Below are 15,220 nucleotides of genomic sequence, written 5' to 3' on the forward strand. Positions count from 1 at the left end.
GTGTCGTGGGACCGGCCCCGGAGGGGGTGACCCTGCCGCTGCCGCCGGTGTTCGACTCGGTGGAGAAGGAGCGCCAGTACCGGAAGGAGCAACTGGCGGCGGGGTTCCGCCTGTTCGGCCAGTTCGGCTTCTCGGAGGGCGTCGCCGGGCACATCACCGTCCGCGACCCGGAGAACCAGGGCTGGTTCTGGGTGAACCCGTTCGGCATGAGCTTCAACCAGATCAAGGCCTCCGACCTGATCCTGGTCGACCACGAGGGCACCCTGCTGCACGGCAGGCGGCCGGTGAACCGGGCCGCCTTCGCGATCCACTCCCAGGTGCACGCCGCCCGCCCGGACACGGTCGCGGCCGCGCACTCGCACTCGCTGTACGGCAAGGCCTTCTCCAGCCTCGGCATCCCGCTCGACCCGATCACCCAGGACGCCTGCGTCTTCTTCGAGGACCACGGGCTGTACAGCGACTACCGGGGTGTCGTGACCGAGGCCGAGGAGGGCAAGCGGGTGGCCGCCGCCCTGGGCGGGCACAAGGCCGTGATCCTGCAGAACCACGGCCTGCTGACGGTCGGCCGGTCGGTGGCCGAGGCGGTCTGGTGGTTCATCACCATGGAGCGCTCCTGCCAGGCGCAGCTGCTGGCGATGGCGGCAGGCACCCCGAAGCCGATCGACCGGGAGACCGCGCTGATCACCCGGAACCAGATCGGGACCTCGCTGGCCGGCTGGTTCCAGGCCCGCCCGCTGTGGGACCAGATCACCCTCTCGGACCCCGACCTCTTCGACTGACGATCCCCGCCGCCGTCCGCCTTCTCCCTGGAGCAGCCCCGTGCCCACCACCCCCGCCCAGCGCAGGCTCCGGATCGCCGTGTTCGGCGCCGGTTCCATCGGCTGCCACCTCGGCGGCATGCTCGCCCCGACCGCCGACGTCACCCTGATCGGCCGGCCGGCGGCGATGGCGGCGATCGACGCGGACGGGCTGACCCTCACCGGCCCGGGCGAGGCCCGCCGCGAGGTGCGGGACCTGACGGCCGCCGCCGACCCGGAGGCCGCGGCCGGCGCCGACTACGTGCTGGTCACGGTGAAGTCCGCCGACACCGCGACCGCCGCCCGGGAACTCGCCCCGCACCTCGGTCCGAACACGGTGGTGGTGAGCTTCCAGAACGGTCTGCGCAACGTGGACGTGCTCGCGGCCGCGCTGCCGTCCCACCGGGTGCTGGCCGGGATGGTCCCGTACAACGTGGTGCGGACCGGGACCGCGGCGTTCCACCAGGGCAGCGGCGGCTCGCTGATGCTGGCCGCCGAGGAGGGGGCGGACGCCCTCGCCGACGCCGCCCGGGCGGGCGGTCTGCTGTTGGAGCTGCGGACGGACATGCCGGCCGTCCAGGCGGCGAAGCTGCTGATGAACCTCAACAACGCGGTCAACGCGCTCTCCGGGCTTCCGCTGCGCGAGCAGGTCGGGCAGCTGGCGTACCGGCGGTGCGTGGCGCGCTGCCAGCTGGAGGCGCTGGCGGTGTTCCGGGCCGCCGGGATGGCGCCCGCCCAGCTCGGCCCGGTGCCGCCGGAGGTGATGCCGCAGGTACTGGAACTGCCGGACGCGCAGTTCCAGGAGCTGGCCGGGGCCAGCCTGCAGATCGACGCGACGGCCCGCTCCTCGATGTGGGAGGACCTCCAGCGGGGCCGCCCCACCGAGATCGACTCGCTGCAGGGCGAGATCGTCGCCCTCGCCGAACGCCACGGCCTCACGGCGCCCGCCAACGCCCGCCTGATCACCCTGGTCCGCGAGGCCGAGGCGGCCGCCCCCGGCACCGCCCCCGGCTGGACCGGCCCCGCCCTCCTCGCCGAACTCACCCCGGCCCACTGACGGGGCGCTTCCGTCCCCGCGCGGGAAGTCGGCCGGGCTGACTTCCCGCGCGGCCCTTCGGCGTTCTAGCAGGTTCCGGATCGGGTGGCCGGGGTGGTCCAGGTACAACTGCCACGGCTCGCCCAGCAGTGCCGTCCGTTCGTCGAGTGTTGCCATCCCTCTCCCCATGGCGCGTGGAACCGGTCGCAGGCTACGACCTTCCACTGACACGGGAGGGGCGGCCCCGACGTCTCAACTCCGCGGCCAGGGCCGCCCGTCGAGCCGCTCGATGCCGGTGTTGAAGCGGCGCAGGAAGCCGGCGAAGGAGGCTATGTCCTCCTCCGGCCAGTCCGTCATCACGAGGTTCAGTGCCCGTACGTGGGCCTCGCGTTCCGCTTCCAGGCGGTTCCGGCCCTCCTCGGTGAGGCGGAACTTGCGGGCGATGCCGCCGTCCGGGTCCGGGATGCGTTCGAGCAGTCCCGCGCTCTTCAGGGCCGCGGTCTGCCGGTTGAGGGTGGAGACGTCCAGGGCGAAGGCGTCGCTCAACTGCCCGATGGACATGGGCCCCTCGGCGTCGACCCGGCTGAGCAGGATGTAGGAACTGCGTTCGAGCTGGCTGCCCTCGGGGCGGGCGTTGACCTGGCTCAGGTCGCGGTGCCGGGCGAACACCAGGAATTCGAGGGCGACCTCGTGCGTGGGGCTGGTCATGTCGAAGTCCCTTCATCACCGCTTCGACCTGCGGTTTCTCCGTGGATCACCTTTCAGTATGCCAGAGGTATGCGTGGCCCACATGATGTGCACGACGCACATCATGTGTAAGCTGACCATTCTGTGTTCCATGCACATTGTGTGTTTTCTGCACACTCCTGCTCTTCGACTGCCCGAGGAGGCCCGTCATCAACGGCCCCGCCCCCACTCCCCGCACCGGTCCGATCGTGGCGGTGCTCGCCTTCACCGGCACCGTCGCCGCGATCATGCAGACCCTGGTCACCCCACTGATCAGCGAGCTCCCGCAACTCCTGCACACCAGCGCGTCCAACGCCTCCTGGGTCATCACCGCGACCCTGCTCTCCGCCGCCGTCTTCGTCCCGATCAGCGGCCGCCTCGGTGACCTGCTCGGCAAGCGGACGATGCTCATCGCCTCCTGCGTCCCGCTGCTGCTCGGCTCGGTCCTGTGCGCGGTGGCCGACTCCGTGGTGCCGATGATCGCCGGCCGGGCGCTCCAGGGCATGGGCATGGGCCTGGTGCCGATCGGCATCAGCCTGTTGCGCGACGTCCTGCCGCCCGAGCGGCTCGGCTCGGCGATCGCCCTGGTCAGCGCCTCCATGGGCATCGGCGGCGGCCTCGGCCTGCCGATCGCGGCCGGCGTCGCCGACTACGCCAGTTGGCGCGCGCTGTTCTGGGGCACCGCCGTGCTGACCGTCGTCATCATCGGCATGCTCTGGACCGTCATCCCGGCCCCCGCCGCGGACGGCCGCCCCGCCGGCGGCCGCTTCGACTTCGTCGGCGCGATCGGCCTCAGCGTCGGCCTGGTCTGCCTGCTGCTGCCCGTCTCCAAGGGCGGGGACTGGGGCTGGGGCAGCACCCGCACCCTCGGCCTGTTCACCGCCTCCGCCGCGATCCTGATGCTCTGGGCCCGCTGGGAGCTGCGCGTCCCCGAACCGCTGGTGGACCTGCGGGTCACCGCCCGCCCGCGGGTGCTGCTGACCAACGCCGCCTCCGTCCTGGTCGGCTTCGGCATGTACGCCCAGGCGCTGATCGTGCCGCAGCTGCTCATGCTGCCGAAGCTCACCGGCTACGGGCTGGGGCAGTCGATGCTGGCGATGGGCCTGTGGATGGCGCCCGGCGGGCTGATGATGATGGTCGTCTCCCCGTTCGGCGGCAAGCTGTCCGCCGCGCGCGGACCGAAGTTCACCCTGGCCGCCGGGGCGCTGACGATCGCCGTCGGCTACGGGCTGGCGCTGCCGCTGATGGGCTCCACCTGGGGCGTGCTGATCGTGACGATCGTCTGCAACAGCGGTGTCGGCCTGGCCTACGGCGCGATGCCCGCACTGATCATGAGCGCGGTGCCGCTGTCCGCGACGGCCTCGGCGAACAGCTTCAACACCCTGATGCGCTCGCTGGGCACCTCGGTGTCCGCCGCCGTGATGGGTGTGGTGCTGTCGCAGATGACCGTCAACCTGGGCGGGCACGCCCTGCCCTCGGAGGGCGGCTTCCGGGTCGGCCTGGTGATCGGCTGCGGCGTCGCGCTGATCGCGGCCGCCGTCGCCGCCGTCATCCCCGCGCCGCCCGCTCCCCAGCTGCGCGCCGTTCCCGCCCCGGAGGCGGGGGACGCCGAGGCGGCCAAGCCGGCCACGGCCTGAGGCCGGGACGGGTGGGGCCCGCCTGCCTGCGTGCGGCCCGCCTGCCCGGGTCCACCCGGGGGCGGCCCGCCCCGGGCGCGTTGTGCTCGCGCGTCCGGGGCGGCCGCGCCGGCGCTACCGGAAGGCCGGCAGGTTGCGCTCGACCCAGGCCCGGAAGGGCGCGGCCGGGCGGTGCAGCACGGCCGCCACGTCGGGGCTGACCGCCTGCTCGGCGGGGAGCGGGCGGCCGAGGACGTCCAGCGTCCCGGCGATCACCTGCTCCGGCATGAACCGCGCCAGGTGGGCGTGGGCCTGCTCCCGGGACAGCTCCACGAAGGCCACCTCCTCGCCCAGGGCCTCGGCGATGACCTCGGCCTGCCGGCGCGGTCCGATCGCCTCCGGTCCGGTCAGCTCGTAGGTGCGGCCGCCGTGGCCGTCCTCGCGCAGCACCGCCGCGGCGACCGCAGCGATGTCCGCCGGGTCGACCACGGGCAGCGCCACCCCGCCGAACGGCGCGAAGACCGTCCGCTCCGCCCGGACCGTCCCGGCCCAGGCGAAGGCGTTGGAGGCGAAGCCGCCGGGGCGCAGGACGGTGAAGTCCCGTCCGGAGGTGCGCACGGCGGCCTCGAACTCCCGCAGCCGGGCGTGCGAGGGCGCGTCCGGCCGGGTGGCGCCGACCTGCGAGGAGACCAGGACGATCCGCTCCACCCCGGCGTCCGCGACCGTCCTCAGCAGGGCTTCCGGGCTCTCGCCGTGGCTGTTGAGCTCGCCGCCCAACAGGACGAACAGCGCGCGGGACCCTTCGAGGGCCGGGCGCAGGCCGGCGGCGTCGCCGAGGCCGCCCCGGGCCCAGCGGACCCCGGCCGCCGGGTGGTCGGGCTGCGGCTGCCGGGACACGGCGACCACCTGCTCGCCCGCCTCGGCCAGCAGCTCCACCAGCGTCCGGCCGATGTTGCCGGTCGCGCCCGTCACTGTGATCATTTCCGCCCCCAGGAGTGAGATGTCAGGAGTGAGATGTGCGGTCGAGCCAGTGAGTTAGTTGGCTGACTGAGAAAGACCGTAGCCGCCTTTCCGGGCGGCTGTCTATAGTCAGTCGGGTGACTGACTCAGTGAACCGGCGCACGGCGGCGTCGCAGAAGCGCCGACGGCTCACCGCGGCCGCGGCCAAGGTCCTGCACGAACAGGGCGTCGAGCGGACCACCCTCGCCGACATCGCGCGCGAGGCCGATGTCCCGGTCGGGAACGTCTACTACTACTTCAAGACCAAGGACGAGCTGGTCCGCGCCGCGCTCTCCGAGCACAGCGCACACCTGGACGACATCACCGAGCGGCTGGAGCGGTTGCCCGACCCGCTGGACCGCCTCAAGGCGCTGGTCGAGGCCTGGGTCGGCCGGCGTGACACCGCCGCCCGGCACGGCTGCCCGACCGGCACCCTGGCCGTCGAACTCGACAAGCGCACCGACGGGGACCTCGATGCGGAGGCCGGCGCGGTGATCCGGCGGCTGCTCGACTGGGCCGCGGGCCAGTTCCGCGAGCTGGGCCTGCCCGACCCGGACGGCCTGGCCCTCACCCTGGTCGCCGGCTACCAGGGCATGTCGCTGCTCGCCAACGCGCTGCGCGACCCGGAGGTCATGACGCGCGAAGGAGGCCGTCTGCTGCGCTGGCTCGACTCCCTGCGGGCCGCGTAGGCCCGCTCTCCGCAGGTCCGCCCTCGGGCAGGCCCGGCGGGCCGGGGTCTCAGTCGCCGAGCATGCGGTGGGCGAGCAGGTGGAGCCCCGCCTCGACGCGTTCGGCGGACACGCCCCGGTCGCGGTGGTGGCGGTACAGCTCCGGGGCGAGCGGTGCCAGCAACTGGTCGGCGAGGACGTCCGGGTCCTCGGCCCGTGCCGCCGCGGCCAGCATCCGGACGTGCGCGCGCCAGAAGCCGTAGGCGCCGGTGGCCAGCCGGGCCGGGCCGGTCTCGGCGCCGAGCAGCAGGTGGGAGTGGCGCTCCAGCAGGCGGACCATCGCCGAGTAGAAGGCGCTCAGCCGCTCGGCCGGGGCGGCCGCCGGCTCCGGGCCCAATGGGCCCTCCCCGCGCAGGAGTTGCTCCTGGATCTCGTGCTCGTGGGCGTCCAGCAGGGCGCGCGCGATCGAGGCGCGGTCCGGGTAGCGGCGGTAGAGCGTGCCGCGGCCGACGCCGGCCGCCCTGGCGATGTCCTCCATGGTCACGGCGGCCGGGTCGCGGGTCGTGAACAACTGCTCGGCCGCCCGGAGCACCTTGAGTCGGTTGCGGGCGGCGTCGGCGCGTTCGGTCGGTGGCATGGGCCGATTCTAACAAGTGGACGCCCTGTCCACTTGATGGCTAGCATCGTCGCCAGTCAAGCGGACGCAGTGTCCGCTTGTGAAATCCCGGGGGTACCGTCATGCCGCAGCTCCTCCACCTCGACGCCAGCGCCCGCCGCAGCTCGTTCTCCCGCCGGATCGGCGCGGCCTTCGCCGAGGCCTGGCGCGCCGAAGCGCCGCAGGGCACCTGCACCTACCGGGACCTCGCGGCCGAGCCCGTGCCGCCGATCGGCGAGGCCTGGACGACGATCTGCGACACCCTGCTCCGCGGGGGCATCGTCGAGCCCGACCGCTACGCCGAGGCGGTCCGCACCGACGCCGAGCGCGCCGCGTGGGCGGTCCTCGAACCGCTGCTCGCCGAACTGCTCGCCGCCGACGTCGTCCTGATCGGCTCGCCGATGTACAACTTCGGCGTCCCGGCGCAGCTCAAGCTCTGGATCGACCAGGTCACCTTCCCGAAGATGAACCTGCGGCCGCGGCGCTTCGTGGTCGCCTCCGCCCAGGGCGGCTCCTACCGGCCGGGCATGCCGCGCGCGCCCTTCGACCACCAGACGCGCTACCTGGTGGACTTCTTCCACGGGCACTACGCCGTCGAGGACACCCTGGTCATCGGCGCCGAACTGGCGAACGCGACCGTGGACCCGGCACTGGCCGAACGGCTCCCGCAGCACGAGGAGTCGCTGGCCGCCGCCCTGGCCGAGGCCGCCGAGGCCGGCCGGCGGCTGGCGCGCGAGGCGGTCGGGGCGGGCACGGCGGCCGGGGCGCGTGCCGGCGGGCGGGGGTGAGGCGGCCGTGTCCTGGCTCCTCCTGCTCGCCGCCGGCCTGGTCGAGGTCGTCTGGTCGCAGAGCATCAAGCCGACCGACGGCTTCACCCGCCCCGGCCCCACCGCGCTGTGCGTACTGCTCGGCGCGTTGTCCGTCTACCTGCTGTCGCGGGCCATGCGCGACCTCCCGGCCGGCCTCGCCTACGCGATGTTCACCGGCATCGGCACGGTCGGCGCCATCACGCTCGGGACCGTCCTGCGGCACGAGTCGCTCGGCGCGGGCCGGGCGGCCGCGCTGGCGCTGATCGTGGCCGGGCTCGTGCTCGCCCGGCTCACCGCCGCGGACTGACGGCGGCCCTCGGTGCGGCGGTGCCGGGCCGCGTTCGGGCCCGCCGTGGCTCGACCGGCGCCGCGCCCAGGCCACCGCGGCTCAGGCCCGTCGAGGCTCAGGCCCGCGGTGGCTCGGCCGGTGCCGCGGCTCAGGCCCGCCGTGGTTCGACCGATGCCGCGAGCGCGCCCGGCAGTTCGGCGCAGGCCGTCCGGAGCCGTCGTGCGAGGTCGGCGCGGGTGTGCCCGGACGGCTGTGCCACCCAGCCGTCCATCGCCTGGTGGAACGCGGCGACCAGCATGTCCGTCGCCAGCCGGGCGCGCAGCGCGGCACCCGCCTCGGGGCCGTCGAGGGCGAACCGGCGGGTGACCGTCGACACCGCCTCCCGGGTCGCCCGCTCGCAGAAGGCCAGCCCGTGGGCGTCCATCGAGGGCGTCCGGGCGGCCAGTCGGCGGCTCGCCAGGGCGCGTTCGGCCCAGCCGTCGGCCGGCATCCGGTCGATCGCCTCGGTGAGAGTCCCCTCCAGGAGGGCCATCAGCCGGCCGTCGTCCGACGGCCGGCTCTCCAGCACCTCCAGGAACGTCGTCCACAGGTCCTGGGTGGGCGCCATCGCGACGTCCTCCTTGCTGGAGAACGCGCGGAAGAAGGTCCGCTTGGAGACCTCGACGGCCTCGCACAGCCGGTCCAGGGTCACCCCGTCGAAGCCGTGCTCGCCGAACAGCTCCAGGGCGGTGTCGATCAGCGCCTGACGGGTGCGCAGCTTCTTGCGCTCGCGCAGCGGGAGCGCGGCGCCCGGCGCTTCGGGGGCCTGTTCGGCACCGTGCTCCGGTGCCGTGGCGGTGGCCTTCTCGGGAGTCATCGCGGTCAGTCTAGTCGGGGCCATAATGCCACCTGTAGGCTTATGCCACTCAGTGGCAGAATCTTGGGGAGGATCCTCCATGCGTGCACTCCTGGTCGACCGCTCGGCCCCCGGCGGCCTGCGCCTCGGTACGGCCCCGGACCCCGAGCCGGCGCCCCACCAGGCACTGGTCCGGGTCACCGCGACCTCGCTCAACTACGGCGAGGTCGCCTTCGGCCTCGACACGGCCCCCGACGGCACCGTCCTCGGCTGGGACGCCGCCGGCATCGTCGAACGCGCCGCCGCCGACGGCTCCGGCCCCGCCGAGGGGACCCCGGTGGTCACCCTGATGCCGGCCGGCGGCTGGGCCGAACTCCGGGCGGTGGACACCGGGTTGATCGGTGTCGCACCCGTCGGTGCCGACCTCGCCGCCCTCGCCACCGTCCCGGTCGCCGCCCTCAGCGCCCTGCGCGCGCTGCACCGCATCGGCCCGCTGCTCGGCCGCAGCGTCCTGGTCACCGGTGCCACCGGCGGCGTCGGCCGGTACGCCGTCCAGCTCGCCCGGGCGGCGGGCGCGCACGTGGTCGCGTCCACCGGCTCGCCGGACCGGAATGGCGAGGTGCTGCGCCGCCTCGGCGCCCACGAGGTGGTCGCCTCGCCGAAGGAGACCACCGGGCCGGTCGACGGCGTGGTCGACGTCGTCGGCGGCCCCCAACTGGTCGAGGCCTACGAGGCCCTGGGCCCCGGCGGCGTCCTGGTCGCCACCGGCCACAGCTCCGGCCGGGGCGAGGACTTCGCGTTCGGCACCCTGTTCGGCGACGCGAACAGGCACGACCGCGCGGTGGTCTCCTTCTACCTGCTCGGCTGCACCGGCCTCGGCCGCGACCTCGGGTGGCTCGCCCACCGGGTGGCGGCGGGCGAGCTGGACCCCGGTATCACCTGGCGCGGCGACTGGGACGACGCGGCCGAGGCGGTCGACGCCCTGCTCGGGCGGCGGCTGCACGGCAAGGCGGTGCTGACCATCGGCGCCTGAGGCCTCCCTCGGGCCCGGTCCGGCTTCCGTCCGGGCTCGCCGCGCCCGACCCGTCCGGGGCCGCGACGCACCGCCCGTGCGCGGCCCCGCCCACTCGGACGGGTCAGGAGCTGTCGCTGTGGAGCGCGATGTTGCCAAGCATGGGGACGTACGGGCCCCTCGGCCGCCGAACACCGACCAGGAGAGGGATCCTCGGTGCGTGAACTCCACAGTCCCCCCAGCCACGGCCCCGGCCACCGTCCGCTGCCGGGGCGTCCGCCGCTCGGCCGTTCCCGGGGCGGCGACCGGCGACCCGGCCGGAGCTGGACCCCGCAGCGCACGATCGCGCTGATCGCGGCGGCGTCCGGTGCCGTCGTGCTGGTGGCCTGCAGCAGCTCGTCGGGCACGTCGACCGGCTCGCCGTCCGCCACCCTGCCCAACGCCAGCGCCTTCTCCGGCGAGCCGCCCTCCGCCATCGCTTCCGCCGCGCAGTCGCTGCTGGCCTCGGCGTCGGCCGCGGGGGTCTCGGCGTCGGCGGCCGCCTCCGAAGCCGCCGCCTCCCTCTCCGCGGCGGCGTCCGCCTTCCAGGCGTCCGTGTCGGCGCAGCAGGCGGCGACCCGGGAGAAGGCCGCCTCGGTGCTGAGCGGGGTGACGGACGGCGGCAACGCGCTGAACGACGTCACCATCACCGGCCTCTCCCGGCAGAGCACCGGCGGCCTGCACGCGGTAATCGTGACGATCCAGAACCCGGGGCCCAACGCGGCCTCCTACGCGGTCCAGGTCGACTTCACCGACTCCAGCGGCAAGGCCGTGGACAGCTCGATCGTCGGCGCCGAGAACGTCCCGGCGAACGGCAAGGCCCAGCCCGTCGCCTTCAGCCGGCAGCCGGCCGACCAGCCGTTGACGCCCGTGGTGGTCAAGGCCGTCCGCTACTGACGTCCCACGGTGCGGCCCGACGGCCCGACGGCCCGACGGCACGGCACGCGGCCGCCGGGCTACCGGAAGTCCGCCGCGTGATCCCGCACCCAGTCGCGGACGTCGCGCGGCGGACGCCCGAGCACCTCCTGCACGGTGCCGGTCACCCGCTCCGGCTCCCGCGTGAACGACTCCCAGGCGAGGAGCCGGGCGTCCACGAACGCCGCGTTCCCCCAGGCGGCCGTCAGCTGCTCGCGGGCCGTCTCCGGCGGTAGCTCCTCCCACCGCACCGTGACGCCCAGCTCCTCGCCGATGATCCCGGCCAGCTCGGCGTGCGAGAGCGACTCCGGGCCGGTGACCACGTACCTGGCGCCCTCGTGCCCGTCCTCGGTGAGCGCCCGCACCGCGACGTCCGCGATGTCCCGCTCGTGCACCAGCGAGCGCCGCGCCCGCCCGTACGGCCAGCGGACCACGCCCTCCCGCACCTGATCGGCCCAGGCCAGCAGATTGCCCGCGAAGTCGATCGCCCGGACGAAGGTCCAGTCCAGGCCCGAGTGCCGGATCAGCCGCTCGATCTCCTGGTGGAAGATCGCGGCCGGCTCGTCGTCGGCGAGGTCCGCCACGTCCGCCGACAGGTAGACGACCCGCCGGGCGTGCCGGGCGATCAGCTCCACCACCCGGGGCCGCACGGGCAGCCCGGGCCACATCAGGTACACCGCCTCCACCCCGCCGGCCAGCGCCGGCCCCAGGCTCTCGGGCTCCGTCAGATCGCCCTGGACGGCCTCGACCCCCGCGGGCAGTACGGTCTTCGCGGCATCGCGCACCAACGCCCGTACCGCGTGGCCGCCTTCGACCAGCGAGGCCACAACGTGCCTGCCCACACTGCCGGTTGCGCCGATCACCAGAATCTTGGTCATGCCCGGCCCAACGCCGACCGGGCGGGGGCTATGCCCGGGGACTACCAGCCCGGCGCCACCGGCCCGACGGGTGCCAGCCCGACCTGCCGGGCCAGCCACTCGGCGCGCTCGACGTCGCCCTGACGGAAGTGGATGAACAGGGTGTGGTCGTCCGCGGGCCGGTCGAAGTCGACGTTGTCGCTGCTGAGGGCGATCTGGACGCCGGCGTCCTTGGCGCGGACGTCGAGGCCGAGTTCAGGGGCGGCCGGCCAGGCGAAGCCTTTCCAGGACAGTGAAGCGGGCGAGGAACCGAGGAGGGCGAGGAACCTGTCCTCGATCGACCCGACGGGCCGCTCGTCCAGATGGAACGCGAACGGGGCCAGTGCGTCCACCCGGGAACCGCCCGCCGCCAACAGCCGTCGGAGCTCGTCGGTCCCGACGGGCCGCTCCTGGCCGCCCGGGTACACGTGGTCGGGAAAGGCCTCGAACAGCCGCCGGGCCTCCGCCGCCGTGAGCTCGTCCGCGTACGCGTTCGCCTCCGTCGAGCGCCGGTGCACGGTGATGCCCAGCAGCCGCCGGGCGGCGTCGTAGGCGACCCACCGGTTGGTGGTGCGCAGGACCGGAAGGACGTTCGAGGTACTCATGGCGGTGAGTCAAACAGACCGGGCACGGAGCGTCATGCGGATTCTCCGGCCCCCGGACTCAGCCGCCGACGCGCACCACGTACTTGCCGGTCGCCAGCCCGTCCTGCATGGCGTCGTGGGCGGCCGGGACGGCGTCGAGGCCGGGCAGTTCGGTGACCGGCAGTTCGAGGCCCCCGTCGGCGAGCAGGTCGAGGACCCGGCGGATGGCGCGGGCCAGCCGCTCGGGGGCGGTGGCGGCCAGGCCGCGGTGGCTGAAGCCGGTGACGGTCAGGTTGCCCGCCATCAGACGGCCGAGCGGGGGCAGGTCGGCGACGGTGCCGCCGCCCGCGTTGCCGAACAGCACGATCCGCGCGCCGGGCGCCGCCACGGCGAGGTCGAGGTCGAGCGCCGCGGTGCCCAGCGGGTCGAGCACCAGGTCGACGCCCCGGCCGCCGGCGGCGGCGCGAATCGCCTCGGCCGCTTCGTCGGTACGGGCGAAGGCGTGGTCGTAGCCGGAGGCGATCGCCGCCGCGGCCTTCTCCGGCCGGCCGACCGTGCCGATCAGCCGGCCGCCGCCGAGCAGCGGGACGAGTCGGGCGACGGCGTTGCCGATCCCGCCGCCCGCCGAGTGGACGAGGACGGTGTCCCCGGCGGTGAAACGGCCCGCGTCGGTCAGCAGCAGCACCGAGGTGGCCAGGCCCAGCGGGACGGCGGCGGCCTCGCGCAGCGCCACCCCGTCCGGGAGCGGCACGGTGAGCGCGGCCTCCGCGACCACCACCTCGGCCAGGCCGGCGCCGACCGGCGCGGCGACCACGCGGTCGCCCACCGCCAGTCCGGTGACGCCCGCGCCGAGCGCGCGGACCGTGCCGGAGACCTCCTTGCCGGGCAGGTACGGCCAGTCGGCGGCGTACGCGGCGTCCCCGCGGCGGGTCATCACGTCCACGAAGTTCAGTCCGGCGTAGGCGACGTCGATCGCCACCCGCCCCGGTCCGGGGTGCGGCGCCGCGATCTCCTGGATCTGCGAGTTCTCGGCTCCACCGGGTGCGGTCATCACCAGTGCGCGCATGTCGGTCCCCCTCGACTACGATGTTCGACGAACGACGAAGTTGGTGCGGGTCAGTGGTACCACGCCGTTTCCATGGATGTCGAACATCGCAGATCGGAGAGGTCGACCCATGCCCCGCAGCACCCGCCGCCGACCGGCGCTCGCGCACCCCGCGACCGAGGAGATCGACCTCTTCGACGTCCTGCACGCGCTCTCCGACCCCACCCGGATGACCATCGTCCGCATCCTGCGCACCGAGTCCGAGCGGGCCTGCGGCACCTTCCCGGTGGACGTCGCGCCCTCCACCCTGAGCCACCACTTCAAGGTGCTGCGCGAGTCCGGCCTGATCGCCCAGCGCGAGGAGGCCAACCGGCGCTTCTCCGCCCTGCGCACCGTCGACCTGGAGCGGCGCTTCCCCGGCCTGCTCGACACCGTGCTCGCCGCGCACGCCCGTACGGCGGGCTAGCGGCCGGGGTGCGCTCGACGCCTGTCCGGCGTCGGGTCTTCGGTACCTGCCCGCTCCCGGGCGTCCGGCGCCCGCTCAACGCCGGTGCCAGACGGCCCAGTTCTGCCCGGCGTCGAACCGCTCGACGTACCAGTCGGCGGGGTGCCCGGGCCAGTAGGCCTCCGGCGGCCTCCCCGCCCCGGGCAGCGGGAGGACCATGACGTTCGCCTCCGCCGGGACGGGCTGCCAGCGGGGGTCACGGAACCAGACCCGACCGCGGTAGACCTCGAAGGTCTGGGCGGCGCGCAGCGACCAGTCGACATCCCAGGCGAACACCACGTTGTCGTCCGCGGTGATCCCGGAGGCGCGGGTGAAGCCGGTCGCCAGGCCCTCGCGCCCCACCGCGTGCGGCCGGGCGACCTGCGCGGTGATCGTCGAGGTCGCGAAGGCGGCGAACAGCGCCAGCGATACGCCGAGCGCCCCGAGCACCCGGCGCCCCCCGCTGTTGCGGACCAGCACCGCCGTGCCGAGCGCGAACACCACGGCGGCGCAGGTGCGGGGCAGGTCGATCCGGCCCCAGTCCGCGGCCAGGAACGAGACGTCGGGCAGGGTCCAGGGGATGAACATCGACGTGTGCAGCCGCTCGCCGGCCTCCAGCGCCACGACCCCGGCGAGCAGCAGGACGAGCCCGGCCGCCACCGCCGCCGTCCGGACCAGTGCCCGGCGCCCGTACCCGGCGAGCACCGCGACGCCCGCCACGAAGGCCGCCGGGACGAGGTAGGAGGTGTAGCGGGCGTACACCCAGTCGTCGACCCGGCCGTCCAGCGGCAGCGCGGCGGAGGCGGCCAGGGCCGTGCCGAACAGCAGCGCCACCAGCACGCCGCCGGTGATCCGCAGCGCCCGCGGCGGGCGGCGGTCGAACACCGCGCCCAGGCAGGCGACGACGGCGAGTCCGCCGATGCCCCAGGTGGAGGCGATGAAGTACCAGACCTGACCGGCGGCCCGGGCGAGGGTCTGCAGGGTGATCGCCGGATCGGTCAGGCCCTTCCAGAGGGAGCCGCCGACATCGCTGTCCGGGACGGTGAACTGCGCGTGCAGCCAGGCCGACAGCAGCTCGGCGCCGAGCACGCCGAGGCCGAGCGCCGCGAGCCCGGGCGCCGTGGCGCGCCACGGCGCCCGGCGCAGCAGCAGGACGCCGAGGAGGACGGCGGCGGTCAGTGCGACCACCACGCCGCCGCGGTCGTGCACCGCCATCGCGCAACCGGCCGACGCCCCCGCCCCGACGGCGTGCCAGGTGCGGCGCCGCAGCGGGCCGTCGGCCAGCCAGCCGTGCAGGCAGAGCAGCCAGGCGAGCACCAGGACGGGCAGCACGGCGTCGGTCATCACGAACTGCGAGTAGAAGACCACCGGCGGCAGCAGCGCGGTCGCGGCGCCGAAGGCGTACGAGCGGCGGCGGTTCAGGCCGAGGCGGCGCAGTGCGACGTAGGCGAGCGGGAAGACCAGCGCGTTGACGGCGGCGTTGACGCCCATGACCAGGTGGTAGGCGGTCGCCGGGTCGTCGGCCAGGCGCAGGGCGGGGGATATCAGCAGGGGGTAGCCGCCGGGGACGACCACGCCGACCGGGATCTCGGTGGCCGAGCCGCCGGCCAGCACCCGGGCCAGGGCGAGGTAGGAGTCCTCGTCGGGGTGGACCGACGGGAAGCTCATGGACCGGACGAGGACGAGCCGGAACAGCAGCTCGGCGAGGTAGCCGGCGAGCAGCACGGCGGCGGGCCGGGTGGCGGCCGTCCGGACGGCGGCGGCGCGGGCGGTGGCGAGCAGGGCCGGGGCGGGGCGGTCCTGGGCGGGCCGGGG

The 15,220-nt window shown here is 74.6% G+C and carries 17 protein-coding genes; 9 read left to right on the plus strand and 8 right to left on the minus strand.

Annotated features, from left to right (window positions below; all coding sequences use genetic code 11):
• Window positions 1–5 precede the first annotated feature (5 nt).
• Both ACIQOV_RS04795 and ACIQOV_RS04800 read left to right on the plus strand, forming a co-directional pair.
• Complete coding sequence (locus ACIQOV_RS04795; RefSeq protein WP_401044968.1) at window positions 6–779, plus strand: class II aldolase/adducin family protein; 774 nt, start codon at window positions 6–8, stop codon at window positions 777–779.
• A 40-nt stretch (window positions 780–819) separates the two neighbouring features.
• Window positions 820–1,854, plus strand: a complete 1,035-nt coding sequence (locus tag ACIQOV_RS04800) for a 2-dehydropantoate 2-reductase (protein ID WP_401044929.1) — start codon at window positions 820–822, stop codon at window positions 1,852–1,854.
• Window positions 1,855–2,085: 231 nt separating this feature from the next.
• Here ACIQOV_RS04800 and ACIQOV_RS04805 read toward each other — a convergent pair whose 3' ends face one another.
• Complete coding sequence (locus ACIQOV_RS04805; protein ID WP_387691717.1) at window positions 2,086–2,541, minus strand: MarR family winged helix-turn-helix transcriptional regulator; 456 nt, start codon at window positions 2,539–2,541, stop codon at window positions 2,086–2,088.
• Between the two features lie 188 nt (window positions 2,542–2,729).
• On the opposite strand from ACIQOV_RS04805, the gene ACIQOV_RS04810 reads away from it, so the two are divergent.
• Window positions 2,730–4,196 carry an MFS transporter gene (locus ACIQOV_RS04810; RefSeq protein ID WP_401044971.1) on the plus strand — a complete coding sequence of 489 codons (1,467 nt, stop codon included), beginning with the start codon at window positions 2,730–2,732 and terminating at the stop codon, window positions 4,194–4,196.
• Between the two features lie 114 nt (window positions 4,197–4,310).
• Here ACIQOV_RS04810 and ACIQOV_RS04815 read toward each other — a convergent pair whose 3' ends face one another.
• The gene (locus tag ACIQOV_RS04815) at window positions 4,311–5,156 is read right to left on the minus strand and encodes an SDR family oxidoreductase (RefSeq protein WP_401044933.1); all 846 of its coding nucleotides are present in this window, start codon (window positions 5,154–5,156) and stop codon (window positions 4,311–4,313) included.
• A gap of 116 nt (window positions 5,157–5,272) precedes the next feature.
• Here ACIQOV_RS04815 and ACIQOV_RS04820 point away from each other — a divergent pair, with 116 nt between their 5' ends.
• Window positions 5,273–5,863, plus strand: coding sequence for a TetR/AcrR family transcriptional regulator (locus ACIQOV_RS04820; RefSeq protein WP_401044936.1), 591 nt, complete (start codon window positions 5,273–5,275; stop codon window positions 5,861–5,863).
• Window positions 5,864–5,912: 49 nt separating this feature from the next.
• On the opposite strand, the gene ACIQOV_RS04825 is transcribed toward ACIQOV_RS04820, so the two are convergent.
• A complete protein-coding gene (locus ACIQOV_RS04825; RefSeq protein WP_401044939.1) occupies window positions 5,913–6,479 on the minus strand; it encodes a TetR/AcrR family transcriptional regulator in 567 nt (188 codons plus the stop codon).
• 101 nt (window positions 6,480–6,580) lie between these two features.
• Here ACIQOV_RS04825 and ACIQOV_RS04830 point away from each other — a divergent pair, with 101 nt between their 5' ends.
• Window positions 6,581–7,285: an NAD(P)H-dependent oxidoreductase gene (locus ACIQOV_RS04830; protein WP_401044942.1), complete on the plus strand. Its 705-nt coding sequence runs from the start codon at window positions 6,581–6,583 to the stop codon at window positions 7,283–7,285.
• 7 nt (window positions 7,286–7,292) lie between these two features.
• Complete coding sequence (locus tag ACIQOV_RS04835; protein ID WP_355268639.1) at window positions 7,293–7,613, plus strand: multidrug efflux SMR transporter; 321 nt, start codon at window positions 7,293–7,295, stop codon at window positions 7,611–7,613.
• Between the two features lie 130 nt (window positions 7,614–7,743).
• Here the strand turns inward: ACIQOV_RS04835 and ACIQOV_RS04840 are convergent, their stop codons facing one another.
• The gene (locus ACIQOV_RS04840; protein WP_401044946.1) at window positions 7,744–8,451 is read right to left on the minus strand and encodes a TetR/AcrR family transcriptional regulator; all 708 of its coding nucleotides are present in this window, start codon (window positions 8,449–8,451) and stop codon (window positions 7,744–7,746) included.
• Between the two features lie 79 nt (window positions 8,452–8,530).
• Here ACIQOV_RS04840 and ACIQOV_RS04845 point away from each other — a divergent pair, with 79 nt between their 5' ends.
• Both ACIQOV_RS04845 and ACIQOV_RS04850 read left to right on the plus strand, forming a co-directional pair.
• A complete protein-coding gene (locus ACIQOV_RS04845; RefSeq protein ID WP_401044948.1) occupies window positions 8,531–9,463 on the plus strand; it encodes a zinc-binding dehydrogenase in 933 nt (310 codons plus the stop codon).
• Between the two features lie 195 nt (window positions 9,464–9,658).
• Window positions 9,659–10,378 (plus strand): hypothetical protein, encoded by a 720-nt coding sequence (locus tag ACIQOV_RS04850; RefSeq protein WP_401044950.1) that lies wholly within the window; start codon window positions 9,659–9,661, stop codon window positions 10,376–10,378.
• A gap of 59 nt (window positions 10,379–10,437) precedes the next feature.
• Here the strand turns inward: ACIQOV_RS04850 and ACIQOV_RS04855 are convergent, their stop codons facing one another.
• From ACIQOV_RS04855 to ACIQOV_RS04865, 3 genes are read right to left on the minus strand one after another with little or no spacing between them, the layout of a single operon-like run.
• Entirely contained in the window at window positions 10,438–11,274 is an 837-nt protein-coding gene (locus ACIQOV_RS04855) for an NmrA family NAD(P)-binding protein (protein WP_401044953.1), read from the minus strand.
• A 41-nt stretch (window positions 11,275–11,315) separates the two neighbouring features.
• Window positions 11,316–11,897 carry a hypothetical protein gene (locus ACIQOV_RS04860; protein ID WP_401044956.1) on the minus strand — a complete coding sequence of 194 codons (582 nt, stop codon included), beginning with the start codon at window positions 11,895–11,897 and terminating at the stop codon, window positions 11,316–11,318.
• A 58-nt stretch (window positions 11,898–11,955) separates the two neighbouring features.
• Window positions 11,956–12,942, minus strand: coding sequence for a zinc-binding alcohol dehydrogenase family protein (locus ACIQOV_RS04865; RefSeq protein WP_401044959.1), 987 nt, complete (start codon window positions 12,940–12,942; stop codon window positions 11,956–11,958).
• A gap of 109 nt (window positions 12,943–13,051) precedes the next feature.
• Here ACIQOV_RS04865 and ACIQOV_RS04870 point away from each other — a divergent pair, with 109 nt between their 5' ends.
• Window positions 13,052–13,387: an ArsR/SmtB family transcription factor gene (locus ACIQOV_RS04870; RefSeq protein WP_401044962.1), complete on the plus strand. Its 336-nt coding sequence runs from the start codon at window positions 13,052–13,054 to the stop codon at window positions 13,385–13,387.
• Between the two features lie 75 nt (window positions 13,388–13,462).
• Here ACIQOV_RS04870 and ACIQOV_RS04875 read toward each other — a convergent pair.
• On the minus strand, window positions 13,463–15,220 hold a 1,758-nt coding region (locus ACIQOV_RS04875; RefSeq protein ID WP_401044965.1), incomplete at its 5' end, for a hypothetical protein.

The sequence above is a fragment of the Kitasatospora sp. NPDC091257 genome, from assembly GCF_044757675.1.
Taxonomy (GTDB): domain Bacteria; phylum Actinomycetota; class Actinomycetes; order Streptomycetales; family Streptomycetaceae; genus Kitasatospora; species Kitasatospora lactacystinica.

Coding starts and splice junctions, on each gene's coding strand:
- ACIQOV_RS04805 (WP_387691717.1), bottom strand. CDS start 2,541: ATGACCAGCCCCACGCACGAGGTCGCCCTCGAATTCCTGGTGTTCGCC.
- ACIQOV_RS04815 (WP_401044933.1), bottom strand. CDS start 5,156: ATGATCACAGTGACGGGCGCGACCGGCAACATCGGCCGGACGCTGGTG.
- ACIQOV_RS04825 (WP_401044939.1), bottom strand. CDS start 6,479: ATGCCACCGACCGAACGCGCCGACGCCGCCCGCAACCGACTCAAGGTG.
- ACIQOV_RS04830 (WP_401044942.1), top strand. CDS start 6,581: ATGCCGCAGCTCCTCCACCTCGACGCCAGCGCCCGCCGCAGCTCGTTC.
- ACIQOV_RS04840 (WP_401044946.1), bottom strand. CDS start 8,451: ATGACTCCCGAGAAGGCCACCGCCACGGCACCGGAGCACGGTGCCGAA.
- ACIQOV_RS04845 (WP_401044948.1), top strand. CDS start 8,531: ATGCGTGCACTCCTGGTCGACCGCTCGGCCCCCGGCGGCCTGCGCCTC.
- ACIQOV_RS04855 (WP_401044953.1), bottom strand. CDS start 11,274: ATGACCAAGATTCTGGTGATCGGCGCAACCGGCAGTGTGGGCAGGCAC.
- ACIQOV_RS04860 (WP_401044956.1), bottom strand. CDS start 11,897: ATGAGTACCTCGAACGTCCTTCCGGTCCTGCGCACCACCAACCGGTGG.
- ACIQOV_RS04865 (WP_401044959.1), bottom strand. CDS start 12,942: ATGCGCGCACTGGTGATGACCGCACCCGGTGGAGCCGAGAACTCGCAG.
- ACIQOV_RS04870 (WP_401044962.1), top strand. CDS start 13,052: ATGCCCCGCAGCACCCGCCGCCGACCGGCGCTCGCGCACCCCGCGACC.